General features: G+C 62.1%; 27 protein-coding genes, 1 tRNA gene and 2 pseudogenes. 15 read left to right on the top strand and 15 right to left on the bottom strand.

Annotation, left to right across the window (positions count from 1 at the left end; translation table 11 throughout):
- Positions 1-149 precede the first annotated feature (149 nt).
- The 3 genes and pseudogenes from speB (at position 150) to NKH70_RS19600 (ending at position 2931) form a co-directional block, all read left to right on the top strand.
- The gene (speB, locus tag NKH70_RS19610; RefSeq protein ID WP_353025852.1) at positions 150-1157 is read left to right on the top strand and encodes an agmatinase; all 1008 of its coding nucleotides are present in this window, start codon (positions 150-152) and stop codon (positions 1155-1157) included.
- Between the two features lie 29 nt (positions 1158-1186).
- Positions 1187-2113: an N-acetyl-gamma-glutamyl-phosphate reductase gene (gene argC, locus NKH70_RS19605; RefSeq protein WP_353025850.1), complete on the top strand. Its 927-nt coding sequence runs from the start codon at positions 1187-1189 to the stop codon at positions 2111-2113.
- A pseudogene (locus NKH70_RS19600) lies at positions 2114-2931 on the top strand (aminoglycoside phosphotransferase family protein).
- Here NKH70_RS19600 and NKH70_RS19595 read toward each other — a convergent pair.
- Positions 2921-4015, bottom strand: a complete 1095-nt coding sequence (locus NKH70_RS19595; protein ID WP_353025848.1) for a COX15/CtaA family protein — start codon at positions 4013-4015, stop codon at positions 2921-2923. The pseudogene NKH70_RS19600 and the gene NKH70_RS19595 overlap by 11 nt on opposite strands.
- Positions 4016-4166: 151 nt before the next feature.
- Here NKH70_RS19595 and NKH70_RS19590 point away from each other — a divergent pair, with 151 nt between their 5' ends.
- Positions 4167-4394, top strand: a complete 228-nt coding sequence (locus NKH70_RS19590; protein WP_352715228.1) for a DUF2842 domain-containing protein — start codon at positions 4167-4169, stop codon at positions 4392-4394.
- Here NKH70_RS19590 and NKH70_RS19585 read toward each other — a convergent pair.
- Positions 4391-5449: a polysaccharide deacetylase family protein gene (locus tag NKH70_RS19585; RefSeq protein WP_352714795.1), complete on the bottom strand. Its 1059-nt coding sequence runs from the start codon at positions 5447-5449 to the stop codon at positions 4391-4393. The genes NKH70_RS19590 and NKH70_RS19585 overlap by 4 nt on opposite strands.
- An 89-nt stretch (positions 5450-5538) precedes the next feature.
- Here NKH70_RS19585 and NKH70_RS19580 point away from each other — a divergent pair, with 89 nt between their 5' ends.
- On the top strand, positions 5539-6768 hold the full coding sequence (locus NKH70_RS19580; protein WP_352714797.1) for a GNAT family N-acetyltransferase: 1230 nt from the start codon (positions 5539-5541) through the stop codon (positions 6766-6768).
- Positions 6769-6789: 21 nt separating this feature from the next.
- Here the strand turns inward: NKH70_RS19580 and NKH70_RS19575 are convergent, their stop codons facing one another.
- Complete coding sequence (locus NKH70_RS19575) at positions 6790-9039, bottom strand: GumC family protein (protein WP_353025846.1); 2250 nt, start codon at positions 9037-9039, stop codon at positions 6790-6792.
- A gap of 255 nt (positions 9040-9294) precedes the next feature.
- Here NKH70_RS19575 and NKH70_RS19570 point away from each other — a divergent pair, with 255 nt between their 5' ends.
- The 7 genes from NKH70_RS19570 (at position 9295) to NKH70_RS19540 (ending at position 15464) form a co-directional block, all read left to right on the top strand.
- Complete coding sequence (locus NKH70_RS19570) at positions 9295-9858, top strand: polysaccharide biosynthesis/export family protein (RefSeq protein ID WP_254817578.1); 564 nt, start codon at positions 9295-9297, stop codon at positions 9856-9858.
- Between the two features lie 12 nt (positions 9859-9870).
- The gene (locus NKH70_RS19565; protein ID WP_352714801.1) at positions 9871-10995 is read left to right on the top strand and encodes a glycosyltransferase family 4 protein; all 1125 of its coding nucleotides are present in this window, start codon (positions 9871-9873) and stop codon (positions 10993-10995) included.
- Between the two features lie 122 nt (positions 10996-11117).
- Entirely contained in the window at positions 11118-12653 is a 1536-nt protein-coding gene (locus tag NKH70_RS19560) for an undecaprenyl-phosphate glucose phosphotransferase (RefSeq protein WP_352910867.1), read from the top strand.
- Positions 12650-13939 carry an O-antigen ligase family protein gene (locus tag NKH70_RS19555; protein WP_352714805.1) on the top strand — a complete coding sequence of 430 codons (1290 nt, stop codon included), beginning with the start codon at positions 12650-12652 and terminating at the stop codon, positions 13937-13939. The genes NKH70_RS19560 and NKH70_RS19555 overlap by 4 nt, the downstream gene beginning before the upstream one ends.
- A gap of 36 nt (positions 13940-13975) precedes the next feature.
- Positions 13976-14052 (top strand) — tRNA-Pro (locus NKH70_RS19550).
- A 381-nt stretch (positions 14053-14433) separates the two neighbouring features.
- Positions 14434-14703: a hypothetical protein gene (locus NKH70_RS19545; RefSeq protein WP_352714807.1), complete on the top strand. Its 270-nt coding sequence runs from the start codon at positions 14434-14436 to the stop codon at positions 14701-14703.
- A 551-nt stretch (positions 14704-15254) separates the two neighbouring features.
- A complete protein-coding gene (locus NKH70_RS19540) occupies positions 15255-15464 on the top strand; it encodes a hypothetical protein (RefSeq protein WP_352714811.1) in 210 nt (69 codons plus the stop codon).
- Here NKH70_RS19540 and NKH70_RS19535 read toward each other — a convergent pair.
- Positions 15448-15746, bottom strand: a pseudogene (locus NKH70_RS19535) (DUF1236 domain-containing protein). The gene NKH70_RS19540 and the pseudogene NKH70_RS19535 overlap by 17 nt on opposite strands.
- A 499-nt stretch (positions 15747-16245) precedes the next feature.
- Here NKH70_RS19535 and NKH70_RS19530 point away from each other — a divergent pair.
- Together NKH70_RS19530 and NKH70_RS19525 are read left to right on the top strand one after the other, a co-directional pair.
- Positions 16246-16479 carry a hypothetical protein gene (locus tag NKH70_RS19530; RefSeq protein WP_352977401.1) on the top strand — a complete coding sequence of 78 codons (234 nt, stop codon included), beginning with the start codon at positions 16246-16248 and terminating at the stop codon, positions 16477-16479.
- Between the two features lie 153 nt (positions 16480-16632).
- Positions 16633-16827 carry a hypothetical protein gene (locus tag NKH70_RS19525; protein ID WP_352977400.1) on the top strand — a complete coding sequence of 65 codons (195 nt, stop codon included), beginning with the start codon at positions 16633-16635 and terminating at the stop codon, positions 16825-16827.
- A gap of 38 nt (positions 16828-16865) precedes the next feature.
- Here the strand turns inward: NKH70_RS19525 and NKH70_RS19520 are convergent, their stop codons facing one another.
- The 9 genes from NKH70_RS19520 to NKH70_RS19480 form a co-directional block, all read right to left on the bottom strand.
- Positions 16866-17324 (bottom strand): YbaK/EbsC family protein, encoded by a 459-nt coding sequence (locus tag NKH70_RS19520; RefSeq protein WP_352449319.1) that lies wholly within the window; start codon positions 17322-17324, stop codon positions 16866-16868.
- A 119-nt stretch (positions 17325-17443) separates the two neighbouring features.
- A complete protein-coding gene (locus tag NKH70_RS19515; protein WP_023674515.1) occupies positions 17444-17722 on the bottom strand; it encodes a helix-turn-helix domain-containing protein in 279 nt (92 codons plus the stop codon).
- Between the two features lie 419 nt (positions 17723-18141).
- Positions 18142-18483: a hypothetical protein gene (locus tag NKH70_RS19510; RefSeq protein ID WP_352714818.1), complete on the bottom strand. Its 342-nt coding sequence runs from the start codon at positions 18481-18483 to the stop codon at positions 18142-18144.
- Between the two features lie 74 nt (positions 18484-18557).
- Positions 18558-19100, bottom strand: coding sequence for a MerR family transcriptional regulator (locus NKH70_RS19505; protein ID WP_353025843.1), 543 nt, complete (start codon positions 19098-19100; stop codon positions 18558-18560).
- Between the two features lie 242 nt (positions 19101-19342).
- Positions 19343-19666 (bottom strand): integration host factor subunit alpha, encoded by a 324-nt coding sequence (locus NKH70_RS19500; protein ID WP_023717292.1) that lies wholly within the window; start codon positions 19664-19666, stop codon positions 19343-19345.
- Positions 19667-19770: 104 nt separating this feature from the next.
- On the bottom strand, positions 19771-20742 hold the full coding sequence (locus NKH70_RS19495; RefSeq protein ID WP_352714820.1) for a beta-ketoacyl-ACP synthase III: 972 nt from the start codon (positions 20740-20742) through the stop codon (positions 19771-19773).
- 9 nt (positions 20743-20751) lie between these two features.
- Entirely contained in the window at positions 20752-21822 is a 1071-nt protein-coding gene (plsX, locus tag NKH70_RS19490) for a phosphate acyltransferase PlsX (protein WP_352449317.1), read from the bottom strand.
- Between the two features lie 123 nt (positions 21823-21945).
- On the bottom strand, positions 21946-22494 hold the full coding sequence (locus tag NKH70_RS19485) for a YceD family protein (RefSeq protein WP_352977399.1): 549 nt from the start codon (positions 22492-22494) through the stop codon (positions 21946-21948).
- Between the two features lie 41 nt (positions 22495-22535).
- A complete protein-coding gene (locus tag NKH70_RS19480) occupies positions 22536-23075 on the bottom strand; it encodes a ubiquinol-cytochrome C chaperone family protein (RefSeq protein WP_352649989.1) in 540 nt (179 codons plus the stop codon).
- 114 nt (positions 23076-23189) lie between these two features.
- Here NKH70_RS19480 and NKH70_RS19475 point away from each other — a divergent pair, with 114 nt between their 5' ends.
- Entirely contained in the window at positions 23190-23723 is a 534-nt protein-coding gene (locus NKH70_RS19475; protein WP_254817563.1) for an outer membrane protein assembly factor BamE, read from the top strand.
- A gap of 119 nt (positions 23724-23842) precedes the next feature.
- Here the strand turns inward: NKH70_RS19475 and NKH70_RS19470 are convergent, their stop codons facing one another.
- Positions 23843-25984 (bottom strand): sodium-translocating pyrophosphatase, encoded by a 2142-nt coding sequence (locus NKH70_RS19470; RefSeq protein ID WP_352977398.1) that lies wholly within the window; start codon positions 25982-25984, stop codon positions 23843-23845.
- Positions 25985-26237: 253 nt separating this feature from the next.
- Complete coding sequence (locus NKH70_RS19465; RefSeq protein ID WP_352977397.1) at positions 26238-26738, bottom strand: DUF2165 family protein; 501 nt, start codon at positions 26736-26738, stop codon at positions 26238-26240.
- Positions 26739-26812 lie beyond the last annotated feature (74 nt).

Genomic DNA, 26812 nt, shown 5'->3' with positions numbered 1-26812 from the left:
GCCAGGCAATCTCCTGGCCAGCCATGCGGAGCGCGTCTGGCAAGCAAGAACTTGTGACCGGGCTCGAATGGCCTCGGTTCTCCGAAGGAGTCGCAATTCTGAGAATTATGTCCAATAAGGTTGCGCGTCGACGCACAGGAGATCGCTTCATGCCGCCAAGGACCATAGATCACGCCTTCACTACCCGCTCCAGGACGGGCGCGTCGTTTGAGCCGACCTATGCCGGCGCGCTGTCGTTCATGCGGCGCAAATATTCGAAGGACGTGAAGGGCGCCGATGCAGTGGTGTGGGGCATTCCCTTCGATGCGGCGGTCACCAATCGGCCGGGCGCGCGTTTCGGACCGCAGGCGATTCGCCGCGCCTCGGCCATCCTCGACAACGATCCGCAATATCCGTTTTCGCGCGACCTGTTCGAACAGCTTGCCGTGATCGACTTTGGCGATTGCCTGCTCGACAGCGGCAATCACCAGAAGACGCCTGCTACAATCGAGCGCGAAGCGGCAAGGATCCTGAAATCCGGCGCCTTCCTGCTATCGCTCGGCGGCGACCATTTCGTCACCTGGCCGCTGCTCAAGGCGCATGCCGCCATCCACGGCCCGCTGGCCCTGGTGCAGTTCGACGCACACCAGGACACCTGGCCCGACGACGGCAAGCGCATCGATCATGGCTCGTTCGTCGGCCGTGCGGTCAAGGAGGGCATCATCGACCCCGACCGGTCGATCCAGATCGGCATCCGCACCCATGCGCCCGACACGTTCGGCATCAAGATCCTGTATGGCCATGAAGTGGAGGAAATGCGGGCGTCCGACATCGCCTATGCCATCGTCGACCGTACCGGCGGCAAGAAGACCTATGTCACTTTCGACATCGATTGCCTGGACCCGGCTTTTGCGCCCGGCACCGGAACGCCGGTCGCGGGAGGCCCGTCTTCGGCAAAGATCCTGTCGGTGCTGCGCCAGATCAACCAGGTCGATATCGTCGGCGCCGACGTCGTCGAGGTTGCGCCAGCCTATGATCACGCCGATATAACGGCAATTGCCGGCTCGATGGTGGCCATGCACTATCTCGGGCTGCTGGCGGAACGAAAGGCCCGGCTCGAGGAAATGAACCAGGGCAATCACAGCGTTGCCGGATTGAATCTGGCAAGCGGCATATAGCTTTGAGACAACAGGAATTTTGACAGGCAATGAAACCGAAAATCTTCATCGACGGCGAGCACGGCACCACCGGCCTGCAGATCAGGGCGCTGCTTGCCGAGCGCGGCGACCTGGAAATCATCTCCATCCCGACCGAGCGCCGCAAGGAAACGGCAGCGCGCGCCGAGTTCCTCAATGCCGCCGATGTCGCGATCCTCTGCCTACCGGACGCGGCCGCCAAGGAAAGCGTCTCGCTGATCGCCAATGACACCACCAAAGTGATCGACGCCTCGACGGCGCATCGTGTCGCCGATGGGTGGGAATATGGTTTCGCCGAAATGGACAAGGACCAGGCGAAGAAGATCGCTTCGGCGAAGCGCGTCGCCAATCCGGGCTGCTGGCCGCAAGGACCGATCGCGACGCTGCGGCCGCTGGTTGCGGCGGGGCTGCTGCCGGCCGATTTTCCGGTCACCGTCAACGGAATTTCCGGCTATTCCGGCGGCGGCCGGCCGATGATCGAGGATTATGTCGCCAAGGGGGATGATGCGCCGGAATTCCTGCCCTACGGGCTGACGCTGCAGCACAAGCACGTGCCTGAGCTCAGGACCTATGCCAAGCTTTCGCACGATCCGATCATGCAGCCGGCGGTCGGCAATTTCGCGCAAGGCATGATCACGGTGGTGCCGCTGCAACTCGGCGGCCTCGACCATGTGCCGACCGGCGCCGAGCTTCACGCAGCGATCGCCGATCATTTCGCTTCCATCGATGGCGGCGCGGTCGAGGTGGCGCCCTATCTGCATCAGGAACGCATGCCTGAGATCGATCCGGAGATCTATAATGGCACCAACCGGATGAAGCTCTACGTCTTCGCCAATGACGATCGAGCGCAGGCGCTGCTGCTTGCGGTCTACGACAATCTCGGCAAGGGCGCCTCGGGCGCCGCCGTGCAGAACATGGATCTGATGCTCGGCCTCTGAATGGATGTGCCGGCATTTCCAAAGCGCTGGAAGGTCGGCGCGCCCGAACTCGTCGCCGAAACGTTCAGCAGCCGCATCTGGAAGGTTGCTCGCGAGGACGGCTCACCGGCAATCGTCAAGGATCTAAAACCTTTCGACGATGTGGAGGACGAATTGCGTGGCGAGCATTTCCTCGCCTGGCGACGCGGGGAAGGCGCGGTGCGGCTGCTCGGCCGTGATGGCCACCGCATGCTGCTCGAATACGCCGGCGAAATCTTGCTGTCACAGATCATTGCGGATCAGGACGACAATGCCGCCACCGCCATCGCGGCGGAGGTGATGGCGAAGCTGCTCTCGCCTTCGACGCACCCTGCCCCGCCGGACCTTCAGCCGCTGCGGACACGGTTTTCCAGCCTGTTCAAAAAGGCGAAGGCCGATCACGCCGCCGGCGAAAGGGGCCTGTATGTCGAAGCAGCCGAAATCGCGGAACGGCTGTTGTCCAATCCGCATGACGTGCGGCCGCTGCATGGCGATCTGCATCACGACAACATCATGCACGGTCCACGTGGCTGGCTGGCGATCGATCCGAAGGGCGTTCTCGGCGACCCGGGCTTCGATGCCGCCAACATGTTCTACAACCCACTCGACCGAGACGATCTTTGCCTCGATCCGCGGCGGATCGCCCATATGGCGCAAGTCTTTGCCGCAACGCTCGGCCAGACGGCGCCCGCCATACTGGACCACGCCGTTGCCAATGGTTGCCTGTCGGCAATGCGGTCGACGAAAACCGCGAGTTGGCGATTGCCGCGGCAATCCGGCGGGTGCGGCTCAGCCTCTGAGAGCAATCTCGTGGGGCAGCGGGTAAGCGCCCTTGGTACCGCGCCAATGCGCGGCGGCGAAGCCCAGCAGAACCAGCGCGAATGCCTGATGCGTCAGGGCCATGTGCAGCGGCACCTGCATCAATAGGGTGCCGATGCCGATCGACGCCTGCACCACGACAATCAGGAACAGCAGCGTCGCGCGCCGGGCATGCGTCGTGCCCGGCAGGCGCCGGCGTGCCGCGATCATGTGCCAGAGCGCGACCGCGAAGATCGTGTAGGCGCCGACCCGGTGGACGAACTGCACCGTCTTCGGGTTTTCGAAGAAATTGCGCCATGCCGGCTCGAGCAGCAGCAGGTCGCCGGGGAGCAGCTTGCCGTCCATCAGCGGCCAGGTGTTGTAGCTCAAGCCGGCATCGAGCCCTGCGACCAGCCCGCCGAGATAGATCTGGACCAGCGCCAGCAGCACCAGAAAGCCGGCCAGACGTTGCGTCGAGCGGTCGGCGGCAGGTTCCGAGTGCGGCGCCAGCCCACGCGCGACCACCATGGTCGCCGTGAAGATCAGCGCCGCCAGCGTCAGATGCGTCGCCAGCCGATATTGGCTGACCGAAACCCGGTCAACCAACCCGGACGCCACCATCCACCAGCCTATCGCGCCCTGCAGCCCGCCGAGCAGGAGGATGCCCGACAATTTCGTGCCGAGGCCGCGCTCGATGCGGCGCGTCGCCCAGAAGAACAGCAACGGCAGGGCGAAGACCACGCCGACACTACGCGCCAGGATGCGGTGCACCCATTCCCACCAGAAGATCGATTTGAAAGCCTCGATGCTCATGCCCTTGTTGAGTTCGGCATATTGCGGGATCTGCTGGTAACGCACGAACTCCTCCTGCCACTCGGCATCATTGAGCGGCGGGATGACGCCGTGCATCGGCTGCCATTCGGTGATCGACAGGCCGGAATCGGTGAGCCTTGTGGCGCCGCCGACCAGCACCAGCGCAAACAGCACCAGGAGCACGACATAGAGCCAACCGCGCATCAGCGCACGGTTGCGAAGGTCGCGATCGCGGGCGACGACAGGCGCGGCGTCGGATAGGGCAGCAGCCATGGGTTTGTCCCGGCAGTTGAGGTCGCGGATTGGTGAACCATCGCAACCCGGCTTGCAAGGCCGGGCGGCGCGGCACGCCGTCGCGCCGTTTCTGGCGGGTTGCGCGCATCGGCTGTTCGGCCTAAGCGATAGCGATCAACGAGATCGCGCCATGCCCATTCGCCTGAAAAAGCTGATCGGAAGCTTCCTGCTGGTAGTGCTGGTCATCGTCTATGCGCTGGTCGCATCGATCGTGGCGGTTGCCCAACTGGCGCAGTCCGGGCCGCTGGCGCACTTCATCTTCTTCCTGCTCAGCGGGCTTTTGTGGGTGCTGCCGGCGATGGGCATCATCAAATGGCTGATCCTGGAGCCGCGCCCGAAGAGCAGAGGCAACAGTTAGATCGTCACCACCGTCTTGCCGGCATTGGCCAGCGGCGTCGTCACGCCCGACAACATTGTTCGGATGTGGGCGACGCTCTGATAGCGGCCATTGACCGAAATGCGCGGCAGGGCATGCAGGAACCCGGCATGCTCGGCGCGGAGTATGCCGTGGCGGGTCGTCACCGCCGAGGCATAGCCGGCATCGCGGACAAGGCTCACTTCGCGACGGCCGACGGCGCCGGCATAACCGTAGGGATAGGCGAAATGGCGCGGCTCCTCGCCGAGTTTGGCCTGCAATATGCGCTTGACGTCGCCGATCTCATGTCGCGCATCGCTCTCGGAAAGCCGCTTCAGATTGCAGTGGTTGACGCTATGCGCGCCGATCGTCACCAGCGGGTGCTCGGCCATGGTGCGGATCTCGTCCCAGTTCATCAGCGTGCTCGGGCGCGGACCGCCCAACTCGATGCCGTTCGAGCGCGCCAGATCGCGCAACACCGCACGCTGGTCCTGCTCGCGCACCTTCAGCGTCAGATGAGCGTGCAGGCGCGCATTGGCCTGGACCTTTTTTCCCGGACTCGAGCAGTCGATCGTCACCGGGCCATCCGGCGTCGTCAGCGTCAGGCGATCGCGCGCATTGACGATGTCCTCGACCATGTCCCACCACAAATCGGCAGCGCCGTCGATCAGTCCCGGCGCGACGTAGATGGTGATCGGCGCGCCGTGCTTCTCCAGCACCGGCAGCGCCTCGGTCATGTTGTCTCGATAGGCGTCGTCGGCGGTGATCGTCGCGAACTGGCTGTCCTTGTCGCCAGCCTCGATGCGCTCGATCGCTTCGTCCAGCGTGACGAAACTGTAGCCGTTCGCCTTCATGTCGGCGATCACGGTGTCGAGAAACCCAGGCGCGATGTTCAAGTGGCGGTTGACGCCGTTCGGCTTTTCCGGTGTCGCGGTGACCCGATGCAGCATCAGGATGGCGCCGAGGCCGCCGATAAACGGCTTGGCCAGCGGCGCGAGACCGGAATAGCGGGCGAGATTGAGCGCCAGTTTGCGGATTGCCTCGCCCCCGTCGATCATTCATTCACCTTTTGCGCCTAAGCTCATCAAGCATGGAATGCGCCTGCGCGGACCCCCAATCGCGACGAATACGCCCTAAGGATTGAGGTATGGTTGACGCCACCGCGTCATTTGACGGCAATCGGCTGGCAAGCAGCGAGGCGTCGCCGTGTGCCTTGCCGGCCGGCAAAGCCGGTCTGTCAACCTCGGTCGCCGACAGTGCGGCGCTGGCGGCGTACGCCGAATTCTGCCGTTCGGCGCTTTTTGCCCCGGCGCAGAGCGCAGGCTGGATCCTGAACTGGGCCGCACATACCGGCGCCGACGTTGTCGTTGCGACGCTGCGCGCCGACGACAGGCCGGTTTTCTCGCTGGCGCTGGAGGTCACTCGCAGTGGAGCGTTCCGCGTCGCCCGCTTCATGGGCGGCCGCCATGCCAACGGCAATTTTGCCGCCGCCGACCCGCAATGGCTGGCGAGTGCCGATAGCGCGGCGATCCGTACTATGCTGGCTGCGATTGCCAAGGCGCGGCGCGACATCGATCTTGTCGCGCTAGAGCGGCTGCTGCCCGATTTCGACGGCGTACACAACCCGCTCTCCGCCTTGCCGCATTTTTCGAGCCCCAACCTGTCGCTGGCCGCTGGTCTTGCAGGAGGGTTTGATGCACTGCTCACCCGGGTGAGTGGCAAGCGCAGGCGCAAGAAGCATCGCTCGCAGGCGCGCAAGTTCGAGGCCGTCGGCAGCTGTCGCCGCATCGAGGCGAAGACTGCGGACGAGGTGAACAGGCTGCTCGACGCCTTTTTCGAGATGAAGGAATTCCGCTTCCGCAAGATGGGCATCGCCAATGTTTTCGGTGAGGCGGAGGTGCGCGCTTTTTTCCGCTCGCTGTTTACCGACGCGCTCCAAGAGGAAGATCCGTCCTTCGTGCTGCATGGGCTGGAAGTCGCCGGCAAGCTTCGTGCAGTCACCGGATCGAGCCGCTCGGGCAAGCGGCTGATCTGCGAATTCGGGGCGATCGCCGAGGATGACCTCGCACATACCAGCCCCGGCGACTTCCTGTTCTTCGAGAACATCCAGGAAGCCTGCGAGGCGGGTTTTGAAATCTATGATTTCTCAGTCGGCGACGAACCCTACAAGCGATTGTGGTGCGACCTCGAAACGCAGCATTTCGAGGTGCTGGTTCCGCTGACGCTGAAGGGTCGGGGGCTGGCGCTTGTGCTCAGGCATGGCGCGCGCGCGAAGGCCTTCATCAAGCACAGGCCGACAGTCTGGAAGCTGACCAAGCTGCTGCGCCGCAAGGCCGCGGGGCAGACAGTGCCGGCCGCGGGCGAAGACGACAGCTGATTTCGATTTGAGAAAACTGCCTCAGGCGGCCGAGCGCCGTCCCGGCATTGGCCCCGGCGCGACATGACCGATCGGCGTGACCAGCGTCAGGTCGGGATAGCCGCTCTCGATGAGCGCGACCGCGGCCTGCGTCACCTCGTCGTCCGGCTCCAGCATGGAGAGCAAGACCTCGGTCCCCTCGCCCACCAGGCGGCTGATGCCTTGCGCGTCGGCCGGTCCGCATTCGACCACGACCAGATCATAGGCGGTGGTCAGCGACTGCATGATGATCGGCAGCCGGTCGGCGGCGCGCATGGCGCGGACCGGATCGGCTGTGCCGACGGGAATAACGTGGCAGTCCGAATAGAGATCGGGGTGGATCACATCGCTGAACTGCGCTTGCGAGGCGAGCAGATCGGTGATGCCCGGAAACAGCCCGCTGTCCAGCATCGGCCGCGAGGCGGCACCCGAAGCGGTGAGATCAAGCAGCAGCACGCGTAGCCCGGCGTCGGAGACTGCGCGCGCCACCAGCACCGCCGAGGCGGTCGCCTCGTCGCCTTCTGGCGACACGAATATGGCGCGGGCGGCACCGGTGGCGATCAGTTTTTCCGCGGCCTTGTCGATGTCGACCTCGCCGAGGGTAGAACGTGCCGGTTCAATGTCTCCAGCAGCCATCTCAGAGTACTCCGGTTCGATTTTCTCGGCAGCCGCTTCCGCCACCGCGACGGGTTCCGGCTCCACTTTGGTTTCGATAATCTTGTCGTCGTCGGTCTCATCGATCTCGACGACTGCCGGTTCGGGCCGGGCAACCGGCGGGCCGGGCTCGGCCATTACGCGGTCGGCCTGGACAGCCGGCATCGCAACCTGCTCGATGCGCTCGAAATGGGCACCGGCGGCCGGACGCATGGCGCGGCCGGAAAACAGTTCCTGCAGCAGCGTGACGATCGCCATGATGAGCAACGAGCCGACAAAGGCCGCACTGACAATCGGACCAATCTTGGGGAAATAGGGTTCGGTCGGCACCTGGGCCTCCGAAAAAACGCGAGCGTCGACAGGCAGGTAGTTGCGATCCTTGCGTGCGGCCGCCTGGAGATAGCTGGACGAATAGAGATCGAGCTGCTGACGCTTGGTCGCGGCATCACGCTGCAGCGCATCGAGTTCCACCTGCTCTTCGCCGGCGCGGGCGGACGCCGCCTTCAGCGTGTTGACGTCGGCCATGAGTTGAGCCTCTCGCGCCTTCGCCGTCTCGGCCTGCGCCATCAGACCCTTCATGATCTTTTCCGCTTCGTTGCGGATCTGGCGGTCGAGATCGGCGAGCTGCGACTTCAGCGCGCGGATGCGCGGATGGTTGTCGAGCAAGGTGGTGGAAAGGTCGGCGATGTTGTTCTTGAGTTCGACTTGCCGCTCGCGCAGGCGCTGGATCAGTTCGGAAGACAACACCTCCGGAACGGCATCCAGCGAGCCGCCATTACGCAACGCCCTGCGCACGCTGTCGGCGGTCGCGTCCGCCGAAGCGCGGTTGGCGCGCACCCGTGACAGTTCGCTCGACAATTCGGACAGCTGCTGGGTGGCAAGCACCGAATTGTTGTTGCCCATCAAAAGATCGGACTGCGCACGGAATGCGGCAACCTTGGTTTCCGCCTCCTTCACCCGATTCTGCAGATCCGCGATTTCCGGCGCCAGAAAGTCGGTGGCGGCAGAATTCGATTCGAGCTTGGCATTGCCCTTGGAGGCGATATAGGCGTTTGCAATGGCGTTCGGGATCGCGGCGGCAAGCTTTGGATCCTCCGACGAGAACTCGATTGCTATCGCGCGGGTTTTTTCGACGCCATAGACGTTGAGCTTCTCATGCATTGCGTCCAGCACGCGCTCTTCCAGCGGGATCTCGAAGGGATCGCTTTTCAAGCCAACGAGGACAAGGGTGCGGCTCAGCGCCGACATCTTCAGCGCCTCGTCGAATTCGGGCAATTTCGCGAGGTTGAGCTTCGCCGCCACCTGTTTGAGGATGTCGGGGGACGAAATTATCTGGACCTCGGTGGCCACAGCCTCTTCGTCGGGAATCGACCGCTCGTTGCCGTTGGTACCGGCCGGCCGCGTGAACTCCGATTCTCGAGGCCCGATCTCCAGCTTGGCTGCCGCCTTGTATTCGGGCGTTGCAAGCCAGGCGAGCGCAAAGGCCAGGCCGGTTACCACCAGCGCGACGACAACGATGCGCAGCCAGTTTCGCGTCAGGCTGGCGAAAAGCTGCCTGAGATCGACGTCGACATCTGCGGCCGCGGATTGAACGGACATGCATCCCTGCTCCGGTACTGAGTCAGCATGCACCGTAAACAACTATGGTAACTCAGCCGTTAATATCGCGGTAAGAACCTGTTAGGCTCTACTAACAAGCCGCAAACAAGAGGCTGAAAACCATCTGCATTGGTCGATCGGCCCCGCATCGGCCGTGCGCCTTTACCGGCCATTAACCCTAACAGGATGATAAGCGAGCTCGATCGTTAAGGTTTGCCGCAGAGTCGCCGGCTATTCAAAGGTACGTGTCCGCTCATGAAAAGCACTGCTCCCCTTTTCCGCGCGCTGCTTGCCGTATCGATGCTTTCGGGCTGCTCCAGCTACCGGCCGACGCCGGCCGCATTCCATGAAGTGCTCGACCAGCCCTATCGCCTCGGTGCCGGCGACCGCGTCCGCGTCACCGTGTTCGAGCAGGAAGGATTGACGAACACCTACAGCGTCGACCAGTCCGGCTATCTCTCGCTGCCGCTCGTCGGCAACGTGCCGGCGCGCGGCCATACCGCCCAGCAGCTCGAGGGCGAGATCGCCGAGAAACTGCGCCAGGGCTATTTGCGGGATCCCGACGTTTCGGTCGAAATCGATCGCTACCGACCGATCTTCGTCATGGGTGAAGTGGGCGCGGCGGGCCAGTATTCCTACGTTCCGGGCCTGACCGTGCAGAAAGCCGTCGCAATCGCCGGCGGGTTCACGCCGCGCGCCAACCAGGAAAGCGTCGACATTACCCGCGACATCAACGGCAAAGTGATAACTGGACGCGTGGTGACCTCCGACCCGCTGTTGCCCGGGGATACAGTCTACGTTCGCGAACGCCTGTTTTGATGTGCTGACCAAGTGGCGGACACACTCAGGATCGTCCACTGCTTTCGCTCACCGGTCGGAGGCATCTTCCGGCACGTGCGCGACCTGACCGAGGCTCAGGTCGCCGCCGGCCATGCCGTCGGCATCGTCTGCGATTCGACGACTGGGGGCGATTTCGAGGAACGGCTGTTCGAACAGATGAAAGGCAGCCTGGCGCTCGGTATTCACCGCACGCCGATGCAGCGGCATGTCGGGCCGGGCGATCTCGCCTCGGCCCGGCGCACCTATAGGATCATAAAAGAATTGCGGCCGGACGTGCTGCACGGGCATGGCGCCAAAGGTGGCGCCTATGCCCGTCTGTTCGGCTCATTGTTGCGGGTATCCAGGTCTCGCGTAGCCCGCCTTTATTCGCCGCATGGCGGCTCGCTCCACTATGACGAGACCACCGCCATGGGGAAGCTGTTCTTCGCGCTCGAGCGCTTCATGGCTCGCTTCACCGATTGCCTGTTGTTTGTTTCCGATTATGAGCGGCGGACTTATCGCAGGAAGGTCGGCGAGCCGCCCATTCCGAACGCTCTCGTCCACAACGGCCTGCGCGCCGCCGAGTTCGAGCCGGTGCGGACCGAGCACAATGCGGTTGACCTCCTCTATATCGGCATGATGCGAGACCTCAAAGGCCCGGACATCTTCATCGATGCGCTGGGGATAGCCGCAACGGGGCTCGGCCGCCCATTGAAAGCGCTGATGGTCGGCGATGGCGACGACCTGCCGCGCTATCGCGCCCAGGTGAATCAGAGCGGCCTGGACGTCGGTTTCCTGCCGCCGATGCCAGCCCGGCTCGCCTTCGCGCTGGCCAAGCTGGTCGTCGTTCCCTCGCGTGCGGAAGCCATGCCCTACATCGTTCTGGAAGCACTCGCCGCCGGCAAGCCGATCATTGCGACGTCGGTCGGGGGCATACCGGAAATCTTCGACACCGGCTCGCCTTCCCTGATCCGGCCCGACCCACGCGAACTTGGCGACAAGATAAGCACTGCACTGGCCGATCTCGACGCCTACAAGGGCCTGATGCCCGGCGCCGCCAACCTCAAGGCACGCTTCGGCGCCGATGTAATGGCCGCTGAAATCGAAAAAGCTTATTTCGCCGCGCTCAAACAATAGAGCAACTGGTTCCACTCGGCTGCAAAACGCCCTTGGTGAAAGCGTCTCCAAAGCCATCTGTTGTTTCAAGGGTTTCTTAGCTCTCTTTTGCTATTCACGTGAGGGAAACCTACGGACGCCCCATGAACGAAATCGATCCCGCGCGCCGTTTTTCGCTAGACGCGGTGCGCAAATTCGACGCCCCTGCCGAGAACAACACGGCCGGCGGCATGAACGACGTCGCCCGCCAGGTCGCCTCGCAATACCGGCGCGATACGATGTCGCCGATCATGGTGAGCGGCGTCCTGCGCATGGTTGAATTCGCGCTGCTGTTGGTGTCAGGTCTGGCCGTCTATTTCTATTACGTCGGCTTTTTCAACTATCTTGCCTGGCAGTACTCACTGACGATCGCCGCCACCTCGTTCCTCGCGGTCGTTCTGCTCGACGTCACCGACTGCTACCAGATCGTCGCGCTGATGCGGCCGATCGCCAATTTCGGCCGGCTCCTGCTCGTCTGGGCCGGAACCTTCGCCTTGATGGCGCTCACCGCCTTCACCATGAAAATGTCGGAAGACTATTCGCGCCTGCTCTTCGGCACGTGGTTCATCGTCGGTTTCGTGCTGATACTGGGTCTCCGCCTGGTGATGTCGAAGCTGATTCGGCGATGGGCGCGCGACGGGCGGATGGAGCGCCGCGCCGTCATCGTCGGCGGCGGCAAGGCGGCAGAGGTGCTGATCCGCTCGGTCGAAAAGCAGCCCTACAACGACATTCGCATTTGCGGCATCTTCGACGACCGCGGCGACAAGCGGTCGCCGCCGGTTGTCGCCGGTTATCCCAAGCTCGGCACAATTTCCGAACTCATCGAATTTGCCCGCATCGCGCGCATCGACATGCTGATCGTGTCGCTGCCGCTGACCGCGGAATCGCGCGTGCTGCAACTATTGAAGAAGCTGTGGGTGCTGCCGGTCGACATCCGGCTGTCGGCGCATTCGAACGCACTGCAGTTCAGGCCGCGTGCCTATTCCTACATCGGCTCGGTGCCGATGCTCGATATCTTCGACAAGCCGATCAACGACTGGGATTCGGTCGCCAAGCGCGCCTTCGACATTGTCTTTTCGATCATCGGCATCATCGTGTTCTCGCCGGTGATGCTGGCGACCGCAATCGCGATCAAACTCGACAGCAAGGGGCCGGTGCTGTTCCACCAGAAACGACACGGCTTCAACAACGAGATCATCGAGGTCTACAAGTTCCGGTCGATGTACACCGACAAGGCCGACCCGACGGCGAAGCAGACCGTGACCAAGAACGATCCACGCGTCACCCGCGTCGGCCGCTTCATCCGCAAGACCTCGATCGACGAATTGCCGCAGTTCTTCAATTCGCTGTTCGGTTCGCTGTCGCTGGTCGGGCCGCGCCCGCACGCCATTGCCGCGCAGTCGCACAACCTCCTCTACAATGAAGTGGTCGACGGCTATTTCGCCCGCCACAAGGTCAAGCCCGGTGTGACCGGCTGGGCGCAGATCAATGGCTGGCGCGGCGAGATGGACACCAACGAGAAGATTCGCATGCGGACGGAATACGACCTCTATTACATCGAGAACTGGTCGCTCTTGTTCGACCTCAGAATCCTGTTCCTGACGCCGATCCGTCTACTCAATACGGAAAACGCGTATTGAGCGCGACGGCCTACGAATTGCCGGCGGCGGCGGTCAACGCCAAGCTGATCGCACTGATTGCGTCGGGGGCGGTTTTCCTCGGCGTCTTCCTGTCCGGCTTCGTCATTGCCGAGCCCGCGCCGTACGACCTCTATATGATCGGGCTGATCGTGGTGTGGCCCTTGTTCGGCATGCGCATACAGCGCGCGGCGGTGCCGCTGCTGGTGCTGCTGGTTATCATGAACATCGGCGGTATGATCTCGATGACGCAGATGTCGGACCTCGCCGGCACGCCGCTCTATCTAGCCGTCTCGCTGTTCCTGGCCTTCACGGCCGTGTTCTTTGCTTCGGTAACGGCCGTCCAGCCCAGTCTCTACCGGGTGATCTTCGTCGCTTATGTGATGTCGGCGGTGCTGACCTCGCTGGTCGGCATAGCCGGCTATTTCCATGCCTTTCCAGGAGCGGAGATCTTCACCAAATACGACCGCGCCGCCGGCGCCTTCCAGGACCCGAACGTGTTCGGGCCTTTCCTGGTGCTGCCGGGCATCTACCTGCTCTATCTGCTGCTTACCGGCTCGGTCGCGCGCATGCCGCTATTGGCGGTGCCGCTGCTGATCATCACCGCCGGCATCTTCTTTTCCTTTTCGCGCGGCGCCTGGGGCATGTTCGCCGTTTCAGCGATCCTGCTGACCGGTGCCTTGTTCCTGCAGAGCGCCAGCGGCAAGTTCCGGCTGCGCGTCGTCGTCATGACCATCGCCGCCGTCGGACTGCTGGTCATCGCAACGATCGTCATCCTGCAACTGCCGGGCGTCGCGGAGATGTTCTCGAACCGCGCACAGCTCGAACAAAGCTACGACACCGCCCGTCTCGGCCGCTTCGCCCGCTACACGATCGGCTTTCAGATGGCACTGGAGCATCCGTTCGGCATCGGCCCGCTCGTCTTCGGCAAGATGTTCGGCGAGGACACGCACGACATCTGGCTGAAGATGCTGATGGATTACGGCTGGCTCGGCTTCGTGTCGTTCCTGACGCTGACGTGCTGGACGATCGCCGCCGGCTTCCGAATTCTGCTGCGCGACCGGCCCTGGCAGCCTTATCTTCTATGCGCCTACGTCGCCTTCATCGGCAATATCGGGCTCGGCACCTTCATCGACATCGACCACTGGCGCCATGTCTACCTGCTGCTCGGCCTGATCTGGGGTGCCATCGCGCTCGAATACCGCCACCAGTGGCAGTTGCGGGCGGCGCAGCGACCGGCAATCCCCGTTGCTGTTGCTTCAGGCAGGACAGCAACCGAATTCGGTTGACCGGAGCCTGTCTATCACGATACATCGCGACCGGTCCGGAGTGTAGCGCAGCCCGGTAGCGCACTTGACTGGGGGTCAAGGGGTCGTCGGTTCGAATCCGGCCACTCCGACCATTAAAATCCAAAGGCTTAGCCAGTTTCCCCCCAAACTGGCTATGCAGTCAGTAGCCGCATGGCACCGCCCAGCCGATGGGCCGCGGACGCGGTTTTCGGCGGCCTTGATGTTGCGCGGACTGGGCCAGGAGGCGATGGCGCCCGGCTTTCAGACGATCACCGATTGCATGACCGAGGCCGGCTCGACGTGGGGAGATCATGCGGTCCCTCAGTCGGCTGATCGCGGCCGACAAGAGGCGGCCGGCGCCGGCACTTACAATTTTACGCCCAGGTACAAAGATCATATTAGCCAGAGCGAACACAACGATTTCCGCGTTGATGCCGCAACGAAAGCTGCTTGCCCACGTTGCCATTGATCCGAAGCTCCACCAGGAGGACCATATGGCCGACGACAAGAGCACGCGCGACCGAGACCGCCTGGGGTCCAGCCAGGACTATGACTTGGAGCATTTCGCGCGGCAGAATGGCATCGCCGTGGACCAGGTCCCCGAACTGATCCGGGCCAATGACAACGACCGCGCGGGCGTTGCGGAAGCCACCAAGGCCCTCCGGCGGGCGGCCGGCCGGAGCCGATCGGACGGCAAGGGAGATCCGCCAGGAAAGAGCACGAATGCACCTCGGCGAAGCGAAACTGATTGCCAAAAAAGGTGATTGTCACCAATGGGCGAGGACGAGACCGACCGCGAGCGTAAAGTATCTTCATGCGCGGCTGCTCGCAGATGAGACCGGTATAACGGAGGCGCAGGCCCGCGATCTCATCGAAATGATTGGAATTGACCACGCATCACTCGTGCGCGAGGCACGGATGCTGAAGTCTAGCCAGAAGCCCGCCGAGAAACCGCGCGGTAGTGGCTAGGTAAGCTTTGCCAACCGTCACCCGTCAGCCTGTGTTCCACCTTCAATAAAAAAGGTCCCGCCGCACATGCCAGAACGGCGGGACTCGATCAGGCGCCTTGCATCAGGCAGGGGTGACTCGGGGGTTGGGCATGCCCGGTGCGCGCGGATCGTAATGAACCCTAAGCGCATCAGCTGCAATGCGTCCACCAACCGTCGGTTGGAAAGGACTAGTTCAACGCCGGCGGTTGGCCTGGCCTGAAACTTTTCAGGGCGGCAGCGATGCCCATCATGACGGAGGGGTCAGGAAAGTCGAGCAAGCGCAACGTGCCCGGCCCTCGTTGCTTGCGGGAATGCCGGAAGCATCAATGGCAGCAAGCATGAAGAACCCAACCTGGATGCTGGCGGCATGCGAACGAAACGTGGCAGCTCACTCCGCCGGTTTCCGTGAAGACGCCTGCCGCCAAGATGGCGACGAGCGCATCGTCCGCTACCGCGATTGGCGGCTGAACGCAAACAAGCACGCCGCGTCTTTCGGCACGGCGGGCTTCAGGCAGAAAATCAGTCGTAGATCTTAACAATTTTGCGGGTACCTGGATCCACCAGGACGGTTCGTCCCTCGACGACTACATAGCGGTACTGAACGTCCGGCACTTCGTAAAGCTCGACTGTGTCGGGCAGAGCGGTGCCAATGTTGAGCTCAACACCGGGAAGGCTCAGGATGCTATCGGCTTCTTCTTTACATACTCCCGGATCACCATGTCTTGCTCGGGCTGAATGATGACGTCCTGGGCGGCGGCAGTTCCAATACCTACGAAAAGAAAAATTCCTGTCGCAGCAGATAAGAGTTGCTTTCCCATATAGCAGTCCTCCAGCAAGGCAACCTTCCGCTACAGCGCTTGATGCTCCCGTGCGGGGCTACTTACCTAAACGGGCCAAAGGACTTGTTGTTCCGCTGGCGGTGGGCGAACCCCTCTGCCACGGCCATGAGGCCGCCAACGAACAAGCGCACGCTCAAGGCTTAGTTTCTTCCCGGGGAGGAGCTTTTGGGTCAGGACAATCAGGATAGGGCAATTCTTCACACGGAGAGGGCCTGTCGCCAACGCTGCCATAACGTTCCACGAGTTTTGCGAAACCGTAGGCGAAGGCGAAAAGAAGCGCGAGGACAACCGCTATTCGGACGGCCATACCGTATTGTAGCAGGATCCTCCCATTGGAGCGCGGGCGGCGTTTTTAATACGTTCGAATGTTGAGTTCGAAAAAGGTTGGCTCTAGTTGAATTGCCGTCGTCCGCAGTTGTAAGGGCGAGCGGACGCTTCGAAGATGACACGCCCTTTCGCCTTTTTCGGGAGAGATGCAATGTCGCTTCAAGGAGCTACCTGTCCTGCCGAGCTGACCATGTTGACCAAAGCACTTGATGCCCGATTCCGTGAATTAGGCCTCGCTGACGGCGATCCAGGCAGAGAAGTGCTCGGCCGCAGGGTGATGGATTTGTTCGAAAGTGGTCAGCTCAGCGCCGAAGATTTGAGACTGGCTCTGAGCGGCGAGATTTTTAACGCCAAAAATCCTCCGGCCGGAGCCGGTGGGCTTTGATACGGCAAGCGACTATCCGCGCAACCATTTGAATTATTGGTCCAGCGTAGGCTTCCGTGCACGCAAGGGCGCGCGTGAACAAATGTGATTTTGCGGTCGGTGCCAGACGGGCTAATCTTCCCAACGAATATCCAATGAAAGAGGAGAATGATCATGAAGACATTCCTCGCAATAGCCGCCGCACTGACCATGTCCATATCAGCTGCCTCTGCGGATTGCCCCGCGCATTCAAAGGTCCAGGCATCGGTCGACACGCAGACGAGGACAGCGAGTGTCGAGAAGGCCGATATGTCGACTGCCACGGACGCTCAGACGATCAAGAAAGAAGAGCCACAGAAGACCGAATAGCGGTAACGCTCAGCGGATCCCGCGACCCGGATAAATGGCTACTGGCACACATCCACCCACTCGGCGTCGACGAGTTCGGCCAGGCGTTGCGGGCTGAGCCGCACGGCGGCATTCGTCGCGCCTGCCGCCGGGACGACCTCGTCAAAGGCGCGCAGCGAGATGTCGCAGTAGACCGGGAGCGGCGCCGGTAGGCCGAACGGGCACACCCCACCGACGGGATGATCGGTCGCTGCGAGCACCTGCTCGGCATCCAGCATTCGCGCCTTGCCACCAAACCGGTCCTTGAATTTGCGATTGTCCAGCCTGGAGATCCCGCTGGCCACGATCAGCATCGTCTGGTCGCCGGCGCGCAAGCAGATCGTCTTGGCAATCTGCGCCGGCGCTACGCCATGCGCTTCGGCGGCCAGAGGCACCGTCGCCGAGCTTGCCTCCGTGACGATGACGTCAATGTCGGGCGCGTGGGCGGCGAAGAAGGCGCGAACGGATTCGAGGCTCATCTCCAGCAATTTCCGTCTGGCGTCGCCGTGGCGGCCGGCAAGTCCACTACGTGGCCGAAAAAACGAAGCCCGCCAGGGCGACCCATGGCGAGCTCGTGGAATAAAAGCATGGTACGCCGCTACGACACGGATCGCCTTTTGGCAGGCAACACGGCTTCGTCAAACAGAGCGCTTTCCGGAAGTTGAAGCGCGGAGGCAATACGCCGACGTTTCGAAGGATCGGCATCCTTGCCGCTTTCAATGTCGGCGATCTCATAGGCTGCCAGCCCGCACGCCAGGGACAGCTCTTCGATGCTGTATCCACGGGCTTCCCGGGCGGTTCGGACGGCACTGCGTTCAGGCGTAACCGCGCTCGCCGCCAGTTCGGAGTAAGGTTCGCGTTTTGCTATTTGGGGCATTGGCAACTCCGTGGGATGAAAGAGTTAGATCAAATCATGTTGTTGCCTGAGACGATCGGGAGAATGCCCGCTCGCCGGTGATTTGCCAAGCATCAAAGATAGCGTCACGGCATCGTGAACCGACGCCGGAATGAATGGCGGATGCCGGCGAGCTGACATCTGGCCGGATCGTCAGCAGACACAGTTCGGAAACAAAATTCTACAGGCCGGAAAAACTGCCGAAAAACTCCAAGGCGATAGTCCCAACCGCAGCGCTCGAGTCACCGACCTGAATCAGTGACGCTCAAATTCCGCCTGCGCAAAAAGGAAACGATGTCATGAACAAGCCTCTTCTCTCCGCCCTTGGGCGGCGCTCTTGCCGGGCTTTCCGTGTCGGCGAAAAAGGGCGGCGGTCCGCTGACCACCGCCATTTGCTTATCTCAACGTGCCGATCTTGAACGCCCTCGCGGTGCTTGTTGCTGCCGGCCGCCGAGGAACAGACTGGCGACCAGCCCGACCAGAACCAGCCCGACAGCGGCCGCCGTCGCCGGGTGATCTCGGGCGGTCTTCTCGATCGCCCGGCCTTGCCTTCTGATTGTCGGCAAGGCGTCGCCGAGGCGCTCAGTGATATCCGAATAATAATCCGACGCGGTATCGCGCCCGTCTTCGTAAAAGGCGCCGCCCTGCTTCAACACGGCTTTCTTCAAGGTGGCCAGTTCCCTGGTCAAGGCCGCGACCTGCTTGTTCAGATCGGTGTCGGAGATGCTCGAAAGCGATGCCATGACGTGCTTCCTTCAGCTGTAGAAGGAAGCCTAACGCATGACCCTGAAGACCGTTCCGGTCAGCCCGGCGGGCTCTAGCGAACCTGATCGAGTAGGCGCTTGCATTCAAGGAGGTCGAACAGCGCCTCCTGCAGCAAAGCGCGATTGTCACGGGAAAGTTTTGACGTGTCCGGCGGAACCGGACCTTCCTCGTCGGTCTTGCCGATGCCGAAAAAACCACGGCTGGGTTTCACCCTCGGCTGGCCGACCAGCATTTCGTCGTCCGGGCCGCGCGGCTGCGCCGCTTGCGTCAGCGGTACCGTGTCAGCCTGTCGGCGCTGCGAGATCGCCTCGACCGCCGCCATGTCGCCACTGCCGACGGCGATCAGAAACTGGTTGCCGTTCTCGCGCAACAGCTTCTGCACCCCCTTGATCGTATAGCCCTGATCGTAGAGCATATGGCGAATACCCTTGATCAGTTCGACGTCCTGCGGACGGTAGTAGCGGCGGCCGCCGCCGCGCTTCATCGGCTTGATCTGGTTGAAACGCGTCTCCCAGAAGCGCAGCACGTGCTGCGGCAAATCCAGATCCTCCGCGACCTCGCTGATGGTGCGGAAAGCATCAGGGCTCTTGTCCATGGGCGAATCCTCACGCTAGAGCATGATCGCGAAGGCGGGAACCGGGTTCGGGCGACATCACGCTTAACAAAGAGAGCAGCTTTAGTCCCGCCGGAGCGGATCACACCCAAATACCGATCCGGCCTACCGAATCGCATCTTATTTCAGCGGTTTATGAAACAATATTCAAGCCCAGCGCAAAAGCAGGGTTCGTTTTTCAACCGAAGCCTGGAGCATGATTCTCGGCAAAGTGGATCGGGCGTCTACTTGCTGCCCTTGGCTTTGCTGTTTTGATGGGAGCGCAGGATACGGTTCTTCAGCACGTTCGACGACTTGAAGGTCATCACCCGGCGCGGCAGGATCGGCACTTCCTCACCGGTCTTGGGATTGCGCCCGATGCGCTCGTTTTTGGAGCGGACGTGGAAGGTCGCGAAGGACGACAGCTTCACCGTCTCGCCGCGAACGATCGCCTCGCAGATCTCATTCAGCACCGCCTCGACAAGCTCGGCCGATTCAGTACGCGACAGCCCAACCTTGCGGTAAACGGCTTCGGCGAGGTCGGCGCGCGTAAGTGTCTTTCCCCCCATACGAACCGTCCCATCAGCTCAAAAACATAAATCGATACAAGCAACGGCAGAACCTAAGTAATTGATCCGTCAAGGTCAAGGACCCGAACCCGATAGTTCGGCACTTACCAGCGGAGCAGGACGGCGCCCCAGGTGAAGCCGCCGCCCATCGCCTCAAGCAGTACTAGGTCACCCTTTTTGATGCGACCGTCGGCGACGGCCGCGGACAGTGCCAGCGGCACGGAAGCAGCCGAGGTATTACCGTGCAAATCGACGGTCACCACCACCTTCCGCTCCTCTATCCCGAGCTTTTTGGCCGAAGCGTCAATAATTCGTTTATTGGCTTGATGCGGCACGAACCAGTCGAGATCGGCGGCGCTGACGCCGGCCTGTGCGAACGTCGCCTCGATGACGTCGGTGATCATGCCAACCGCATGCTTGAACACTTCGCGGCCTTCCATCCTGAGGTGCCCGACCGTTCCTGTGGTCGACGGCCCACCGTCGACGAAAAGCTTGTCCTTGTGGATGCCGTCGGAGCGCAGGCTGGCCGCCAGAACGCCTCGGTCGGCGATGCCGCCTGCCCCCGTGCCTGCTTCCAGCACCATCGCGCCGGCGCCGTCGCCGAACAAAACGCAGGTCGAGCGGTCGTTCCAGTCGAGAATGCGCGAAAACGTTTCCGAGCCGATCACCAGCACGCGTCTGGCCAAGCCGCTGCGGATATAGAGGTCGGCGGTCGTCACTGCATAGACGAAGCCGGAGCAGACCGCCTGCAGGTCGAAGGCAAAACCGTGGTGCATGCCGAGCCGGTTCTGGATCTCGACCGCGGTCGCGGGAAAGGTGTTGTTGGGCGTCGAGGTCGCCAGCACGATCAGGTCGATGTCGTCAGCCGTCAGGCCGGCGTTGTCGAGGGCTGCGCGCGCTGCCGCCTCGCCCAGCGAGGCCGTCGTCTCGTCGTCGGCCGCGATGTGGCGCTGGCGAATACCGGTGCGCTGGACGATCCACTCGTCCGACGTCTCGACCATGCCTTCGAAATCGGCATTCTTCATAATGCGGCGGGGCAGCGCGGCGCCCGTGCCGCGCACGACTGATCTGATCAATGCTCTTTCCTATTCCTTTGCGTCGATGACGACGTCGGATTTCCGGATTGTCTGGGCATTCGGATTGCGGGCATGGAACAGGTCGAGATCGGCTTCGATGCGGTCAAGCAGATTGTTACGCACCATGTCGTAGCCAAGCTCGATCGCCGCCGCGAAGCCATCCGAATCAGCCCCGCCATGGCTTTTCACCACGATGCCGTTCAACCCGAGGAAGACGCCGCCATTGGAGCGGCCGACATCCATCTTCTCGCGCAGACGATCGAAGGCGGTCTTGGCAAAGATATAGCCGATCCTGGCCATCAGCGTCCGGTTCATCGCCGCGCGCAGATAGCCGGCGATCTGCCTGACCGTGCCTTCCGCCGTCTTGAGCGCGATATTGCCGGCAAATCCTTCGGTAACGACGACGTCGACACTGCCCTTGCCGATGTCGTCACCCTCGACAAAGCCATGGTAGTTCATCGAGGCCATGTTGGCCTCGCGCAGCATACGGCCCGCCTCCTTGACCTCTTCCTGGCCCTTGATCTCCTCGACGCCGACATTGAGCAGCCCGACGCTCGGCCGTTCGATGCCGAAAACCGAGCGCGCCATGCCGGTGCCAAGAATTGCAAAATCAACCAGTTGATGCGCATCCGCGCCGATGGTGGCGCCGACGTCCAGCACCACGCTTTCGCCCCGCAATGTCGGCCAGAGCGCCGCGATTGCCGGGCGGTCTATGGTCGCCATGGTGCGAAGGCAGAATCTGGACATTGCCATCAGCGCGCCGGTATTGCCGGCTGAGATGCAGGCGTCGGCAGTGCCTGCCTTGACCGCCTCGACGGCCTTCCACATCGATGACTTCCAGCGGCCATGGCGCAGTGCCTGGCTCGGCTTGTCGTCCATCCGGACCGCGATCTCGCAGTGGATGAACTCGCTCACCTCCGCCAGCTTGGGGAATTTGGCGAGTTCGGGCCGTACCACTTCTTCACGCCCATAAATGACGAAGCGTATATCGGGACGGCGGGTGGCGACAGTCATGAGCGCCGGGATGACCACGCTTGGCCCGTGATCGCCGCCCATGGCATCGATGGAAATCCTGATCACGCGGTGTTCATCTCACGGTTGCTTGGCCAGCGGGCTTGCCAAGGTACGGGGCTCGCGAAGGTTCGGCGAAAATAACGGTTTTGGGCTGCCGCACAACCAACTTTTCTCAAATTGGGTCAGCTATCAGGATTTTCCCAGCAGTGATCTGAGCTTCTGCTGGAATTCATTCTCCACAGGCTCGGCATCGCCGGCTGCCTCCAGAGACACACCGGGCTTGCGCGGATAGGGATCGATCGCCAAGCCAAAGAACTGCTCGGCAAGCGCCCCGACGTCGATCGCGTCGCCGGAAAAGGTTTCCGGGCTGTCCGGCCCTTCGGCGTCGAGCAGGATCTCACCGCCGCCGTCGAAACCTTGCCGCCCGAGCTTGGATTGCTCCGGCAGGAACAGCGCCTCGACCGGCTCGTCGATATGCGCCTCGACCGGGTCGAGGGTGACGATGCAGGCCTGCGTTATATCGGCCTCGACATGGCCGCTGACTTTCACCCCGTTGCGCTTCCAGGGCTCGACCAGGAGTTCGGCGCGATAGTTCTCGACCGAAAGCAGCTCGTGCTCGACGGCGAGCAGGGCGCGCTGCCCGGCGTCGGCATCGATCACCACCGGCAGCCCCTTTTGCGGCAGCCGGGCGACATTTGCCCGGAATGACACTGGGCTGTGGGTATCAGGATGTCTCATCTTCGCCTCCACTTCGCCACCTTCATTCGGCCTGCCGTCGCTCAAGCGTTGGCCACGGGAAATGCCACCGTGCCGGAAACAATAGATTCGGTCGGCTGTTCCGTGAGTTGCCTTGATGCATCGGCGGCATAGAGTGCCAGTTGCGACGCTTGCGGCCAGGCGCCGGCGTCGGGCCTGACATTGCGGGCAAGGGCGGCGGCAAGTGCATCATGGTCATTTCGTTGCAGCGCATCGTCATAGGCGGCGGTGCGGCCATAGAACATCTTCGCCAGTTTCCGCATGCGCTTCGGCACGCCGACGTCGCCAATGCCCAATTCCCGCAACGAATGTTCGACATCCATGAAGAACTCGTCGATCAGCACCTGCGCAACCTCTGCCGCAGCACCGCCCTCGCCGCGCAACCGGTGCTGGAACAGGAACATGTGCAACGACAGCATCTCAAAGCGGCCGAGCGGCGTGTCCGGCACGTTCCAGGCGGAATAAAACACCGTTTGCCGCGCCGCCGCCACGATTTGTGCGTAAAGCGCCTCGGTGATGGCGCGGTTGGCATGACGTTCGCGGCCAAAGAGGCGCTGGAACATTTGAGGGTGGTCTCCCGGGACCGTTTGTTGAAGTGGCCTTGTTGCATCGGCAAGCAAGCTGGTTTACCGGTTTTGCGGCCCAGCGCAAGTTGCGGCCAGCTTATGGAGTTGTAGTTGCGCGCGCTGAAATTCAAGTCGACTTTCCTGCCCAGGCCCGCCGGTGCGGTTTCGCTGCTGGTGATCGCCGCGGCGCTTTCCGCCTGCAATTCGTCCAAGATGATCGGCGATCTCAATCCGAGCGAGACGCTGACGCAGGGCTACGTCATTGACCAGCAGGCGATCGACCTGGTGCCGGTCGGCTCAAGTCGCGAACAGGTGCTGCTGGCGCTCGGCACTCCCTCGACGAAGGCGACCTTCGACAACGAGGCCTTTTATTACATTTCGCAGACGCGCAAGCGCTATGTCGCCTTCGACAAACCGCGGCTGGTCGATCAGCATGTGCTGGCGGTCTATTTTGGCGATGACGGGCGCGTCACCCAGATCGCCAATTACGGCCTGAAGGACGGCAAGGTGTTCGACTTCATCTCGCGCACCACGCCGACCGGCGGCAAGGACCAGAACTTCCTCAGCCAGATCATCAGTGGCGCCAGCAAGCTGGCGCCTGGTGTTCCGGGCGCCAGCGGCGGCAGCACGCTCGGCGGCACCTGATCCACCCCGGCGGTATCGGCTTTTGTTCCTCTCGCTTCCCTGTAAGCGGCACATCTTAGGCAATGAAAAACCCGCGGGAGCGATCCCGCGGGTTTTGTCTTGAGTCGTAGCGGCTGAGCTTAGCCGTGCGCGAGAACGGCCAGCAACAGCAGCGCGACGATATTGGTGATCTTGATCGCCGGGTTGACCGCCGGCCCAGCAGTATCCTTGTAGGGATCACCCACCGTGTCGCCGGTCACCGAGGCCTTGTGCGCTTCGGAGCCCTTGAGGTGCTTGAGGCCGTCCTTGTCGACGAAACCGTCTTCGAACGACTTCTTGGCGTTGTCCCAGGCACCGCCGCCGGAGGTCATCGAGATGGCAACGAACAGGCCGTTGACGATGACGCCGAGCAACGAGGCGCCGAGCGCGGCAAAGGCGGATGCCTTCGAACCGGAGATCAGGAGGACGCCGAAATAGACCACCAGCGGCGCCAGCACCGGCAGCAATGACGGAACGATCATCTCCCGGATCGCTGCCTTGGTCAGAAGGTCGACGGCGCGCGCATAGTTCGGCTTCGAGGTGCCGGCCATGATGCCCGGATCCTCGCGGAACTGCTTGCGCACCTCCTGGACGATAGCACCCGCGGCGCGGCCGACGGCGGTCATGGCGATGCCGCCGAACAGATACGGGATCAGGCCACCGAAGATCAGGCCGGCGACGACGTAAGGATTGGAGAGGTCGAAGGAGACGTCGCCCATGCCCTGGAAGTAGGGGTATTTGTCGCCATTGGCGGCAAAGAACTTGAGGTCGTTGGAGTAGGCCGCGAACAGCACCAGCGCGCCGAGACCGGCCGAACCGATGGCGTAGCCCTTGGTTACCGCTTTGGTGGTGTTGCCGACCGCGTCGAGCGCGTCGGTGGACTGGCGCACTTCCTTTGGCAGGCCGGCCATTTCGGCAATGCCGCCGGCATTGTCGGTGACCGGGCCGAAGGCGTCGAGCGCGACGATCATGCCGGCGAGGCCAAGCATCGTCGTCACCGCGATCGCCGTGCCGTAGAGGCCGGCAAGCTGGTATGTCGAGATGATGCCGCCGACGATGACGATCGCCGGCAACGCCGTCGATTCCAGCGAGACCGCTAGGCCCTGGATGACGTTGGTGCCGTGACCGGTGACCGAGGCCTGGGCGATCGAGTTCACCGGGCGCTTGTTGGTGCCGGTATAATATTCGGTGATCACCACGATCAGGCCGGTTACCAAAAGGCCGACCAGGCCGCAGATGAACAGGTTCGTGCCGGTGATGGCCATGCCGGCGACGGTGCCGATCTCCCCCCAGCCGATACATGCCGAAGTGGCTACGGCAAGGCCGACAATCGACAGCAGGCCGGTGACGATCAGGCCCTTGTAGAGCGCGCCCATGATCGAGCCGCTGGAACCGAGCTTGACGAAGAAGGTGCCGACGATCGAGGTGAGGATGCAGGCGCCGCAGATGGCCAGCGGATAGAGCATGGCCGAGCTGAGAACGGCGGTGCCACCGAAGAAGATGGAGGCGAGGACCATGGTGGCGACCACGGTCACCGCATAGGTCTCGAACAGGTCGGCGGCCATGCCGGCGCAATCGCCGACATTGTCGCCGACATTGTCGGCAATGGTCGCCGGATTGCGTGGATCGTCTTCGGGAATGCCGGCTTCAACCTTGCCGACGAGATCCCCGCCGACGTCGGCGCCTTTTGTGAAGATGCCGCCGCCAAGACGGGCGAAGATCGAGATCAGCGAGGCGCCGAAGCCGAGCGAAACAAGCGAGTCGATGACGACGCGATCGTTTGGCTGCAGTCCCATGAACTGGGTCAGGATCAGGTAGTAGATCGAGACGCCGAGCAGGGCCAGGCCAGCAACCAGCATGCCAGTGATGGCGCCCGACTTGAAGGCGATCTCGAGGCCGGCAGCGAGGCTGTTGGAAGCTGCCTGCGCGGTGCGCACATTGGCGCGCACCGAGACGTGCATGCCGATGAAGCCAGCGGCACCCGATAGAACGGCGCCGATCAGGAAGCCGATGGCGGCGGTGATCGAAAGCAGCCACCAGGCGAGCAGCAGGACCACAACGCCGACCATGGCGATGGTGGTGTACTGGCGCGCCAGATAAGCCTGAGCGCCTTCGCGGATGGCTGCGGAAATTTCCTGCATGCGTGCATTGCCCTGATCGGCCGCGAGGACCGAACGTGTCGCCCAGATGGCGTAAAGGACTGAAAGCAGACCGCAGGCGATGACAGCTGAAATTATGGTCATTGCCGAATTTTCCTCGATTGGTGGCCCAAAAGAACCCCTCCCCGGGCCGTTGAGACAGGGGACGAATTTTCCGCAACCGGAATCCGTCCCTTCGCAGCGGCTTATGCGAAACAGGGCTCGGAACGTCAAGATATTGTTCGGTTCTTGTCCGGCTTTCGCCCAAAAGATCTCGGGTTTCGTCCAAAAGGCTGGACGGCAGTACGCCTGTCGACACTGCCATCCGGTTAGATCGATTGAAATCGGCGAACGGCCGTCAGGCTTTGCGCGGGTCGCCGTCCGGCTGGATGACGAAGACCAGCACCACCAGCATGGTCATGTAGAATTTGAACGCCGCCTCCTGACCATTCCATGTTGAAGACTGCCACATGGCGAACCACTCGCCGCCAACGACCATGAAGCCGAAATACCAAACGAGGAAGCCCATGGTGGCGGCAATGATGGCGAACTTCTTGGCATCGTTGAAAGCCTGTCCGCTGGCGTTGCGCGCCTGCCAGAGTTGCCAGGCGGCGATCAGGTAGAGCAGACAGGTCAGCGCCTCGCCAATAATGATCAGCCAGTAGCCTGCCGTCCACAAGGCCGGGCTGGTGATCGAGCGGTACATCAGCGCATTGCCGGGAAAGGTCGTGTCCATGCTCAGCACATGCTGGACAGAGGCGAAGTTTGAGCCGTAGTCGGTGATGTTGCCGAAGGCGACGAGGAAGGCGAAAGCCGCCAGACACAAACACATGACGATCTTGGAGAAACGCGCGGTCATGGCAAGAACTCCTGCTGAAAGATCGGGGCATCGCACTCATCAATCGCCGAGTCCCGAAGATCGCGCAACGGGTG

It is taken from the genome of Mesorhizobium sp. M0991, assembly GCF_040318915.1.
Lineage (GTDB): Bacteria > Pseudomonadota > Alphaproteobacteria > Rhizobiales > Rhizobiaceae > Mesorhizobium.
Note: the sequence above shows the minus strand (reverse complement) of the source record. Positions and strands in the feature narration are given on the sequence as shown.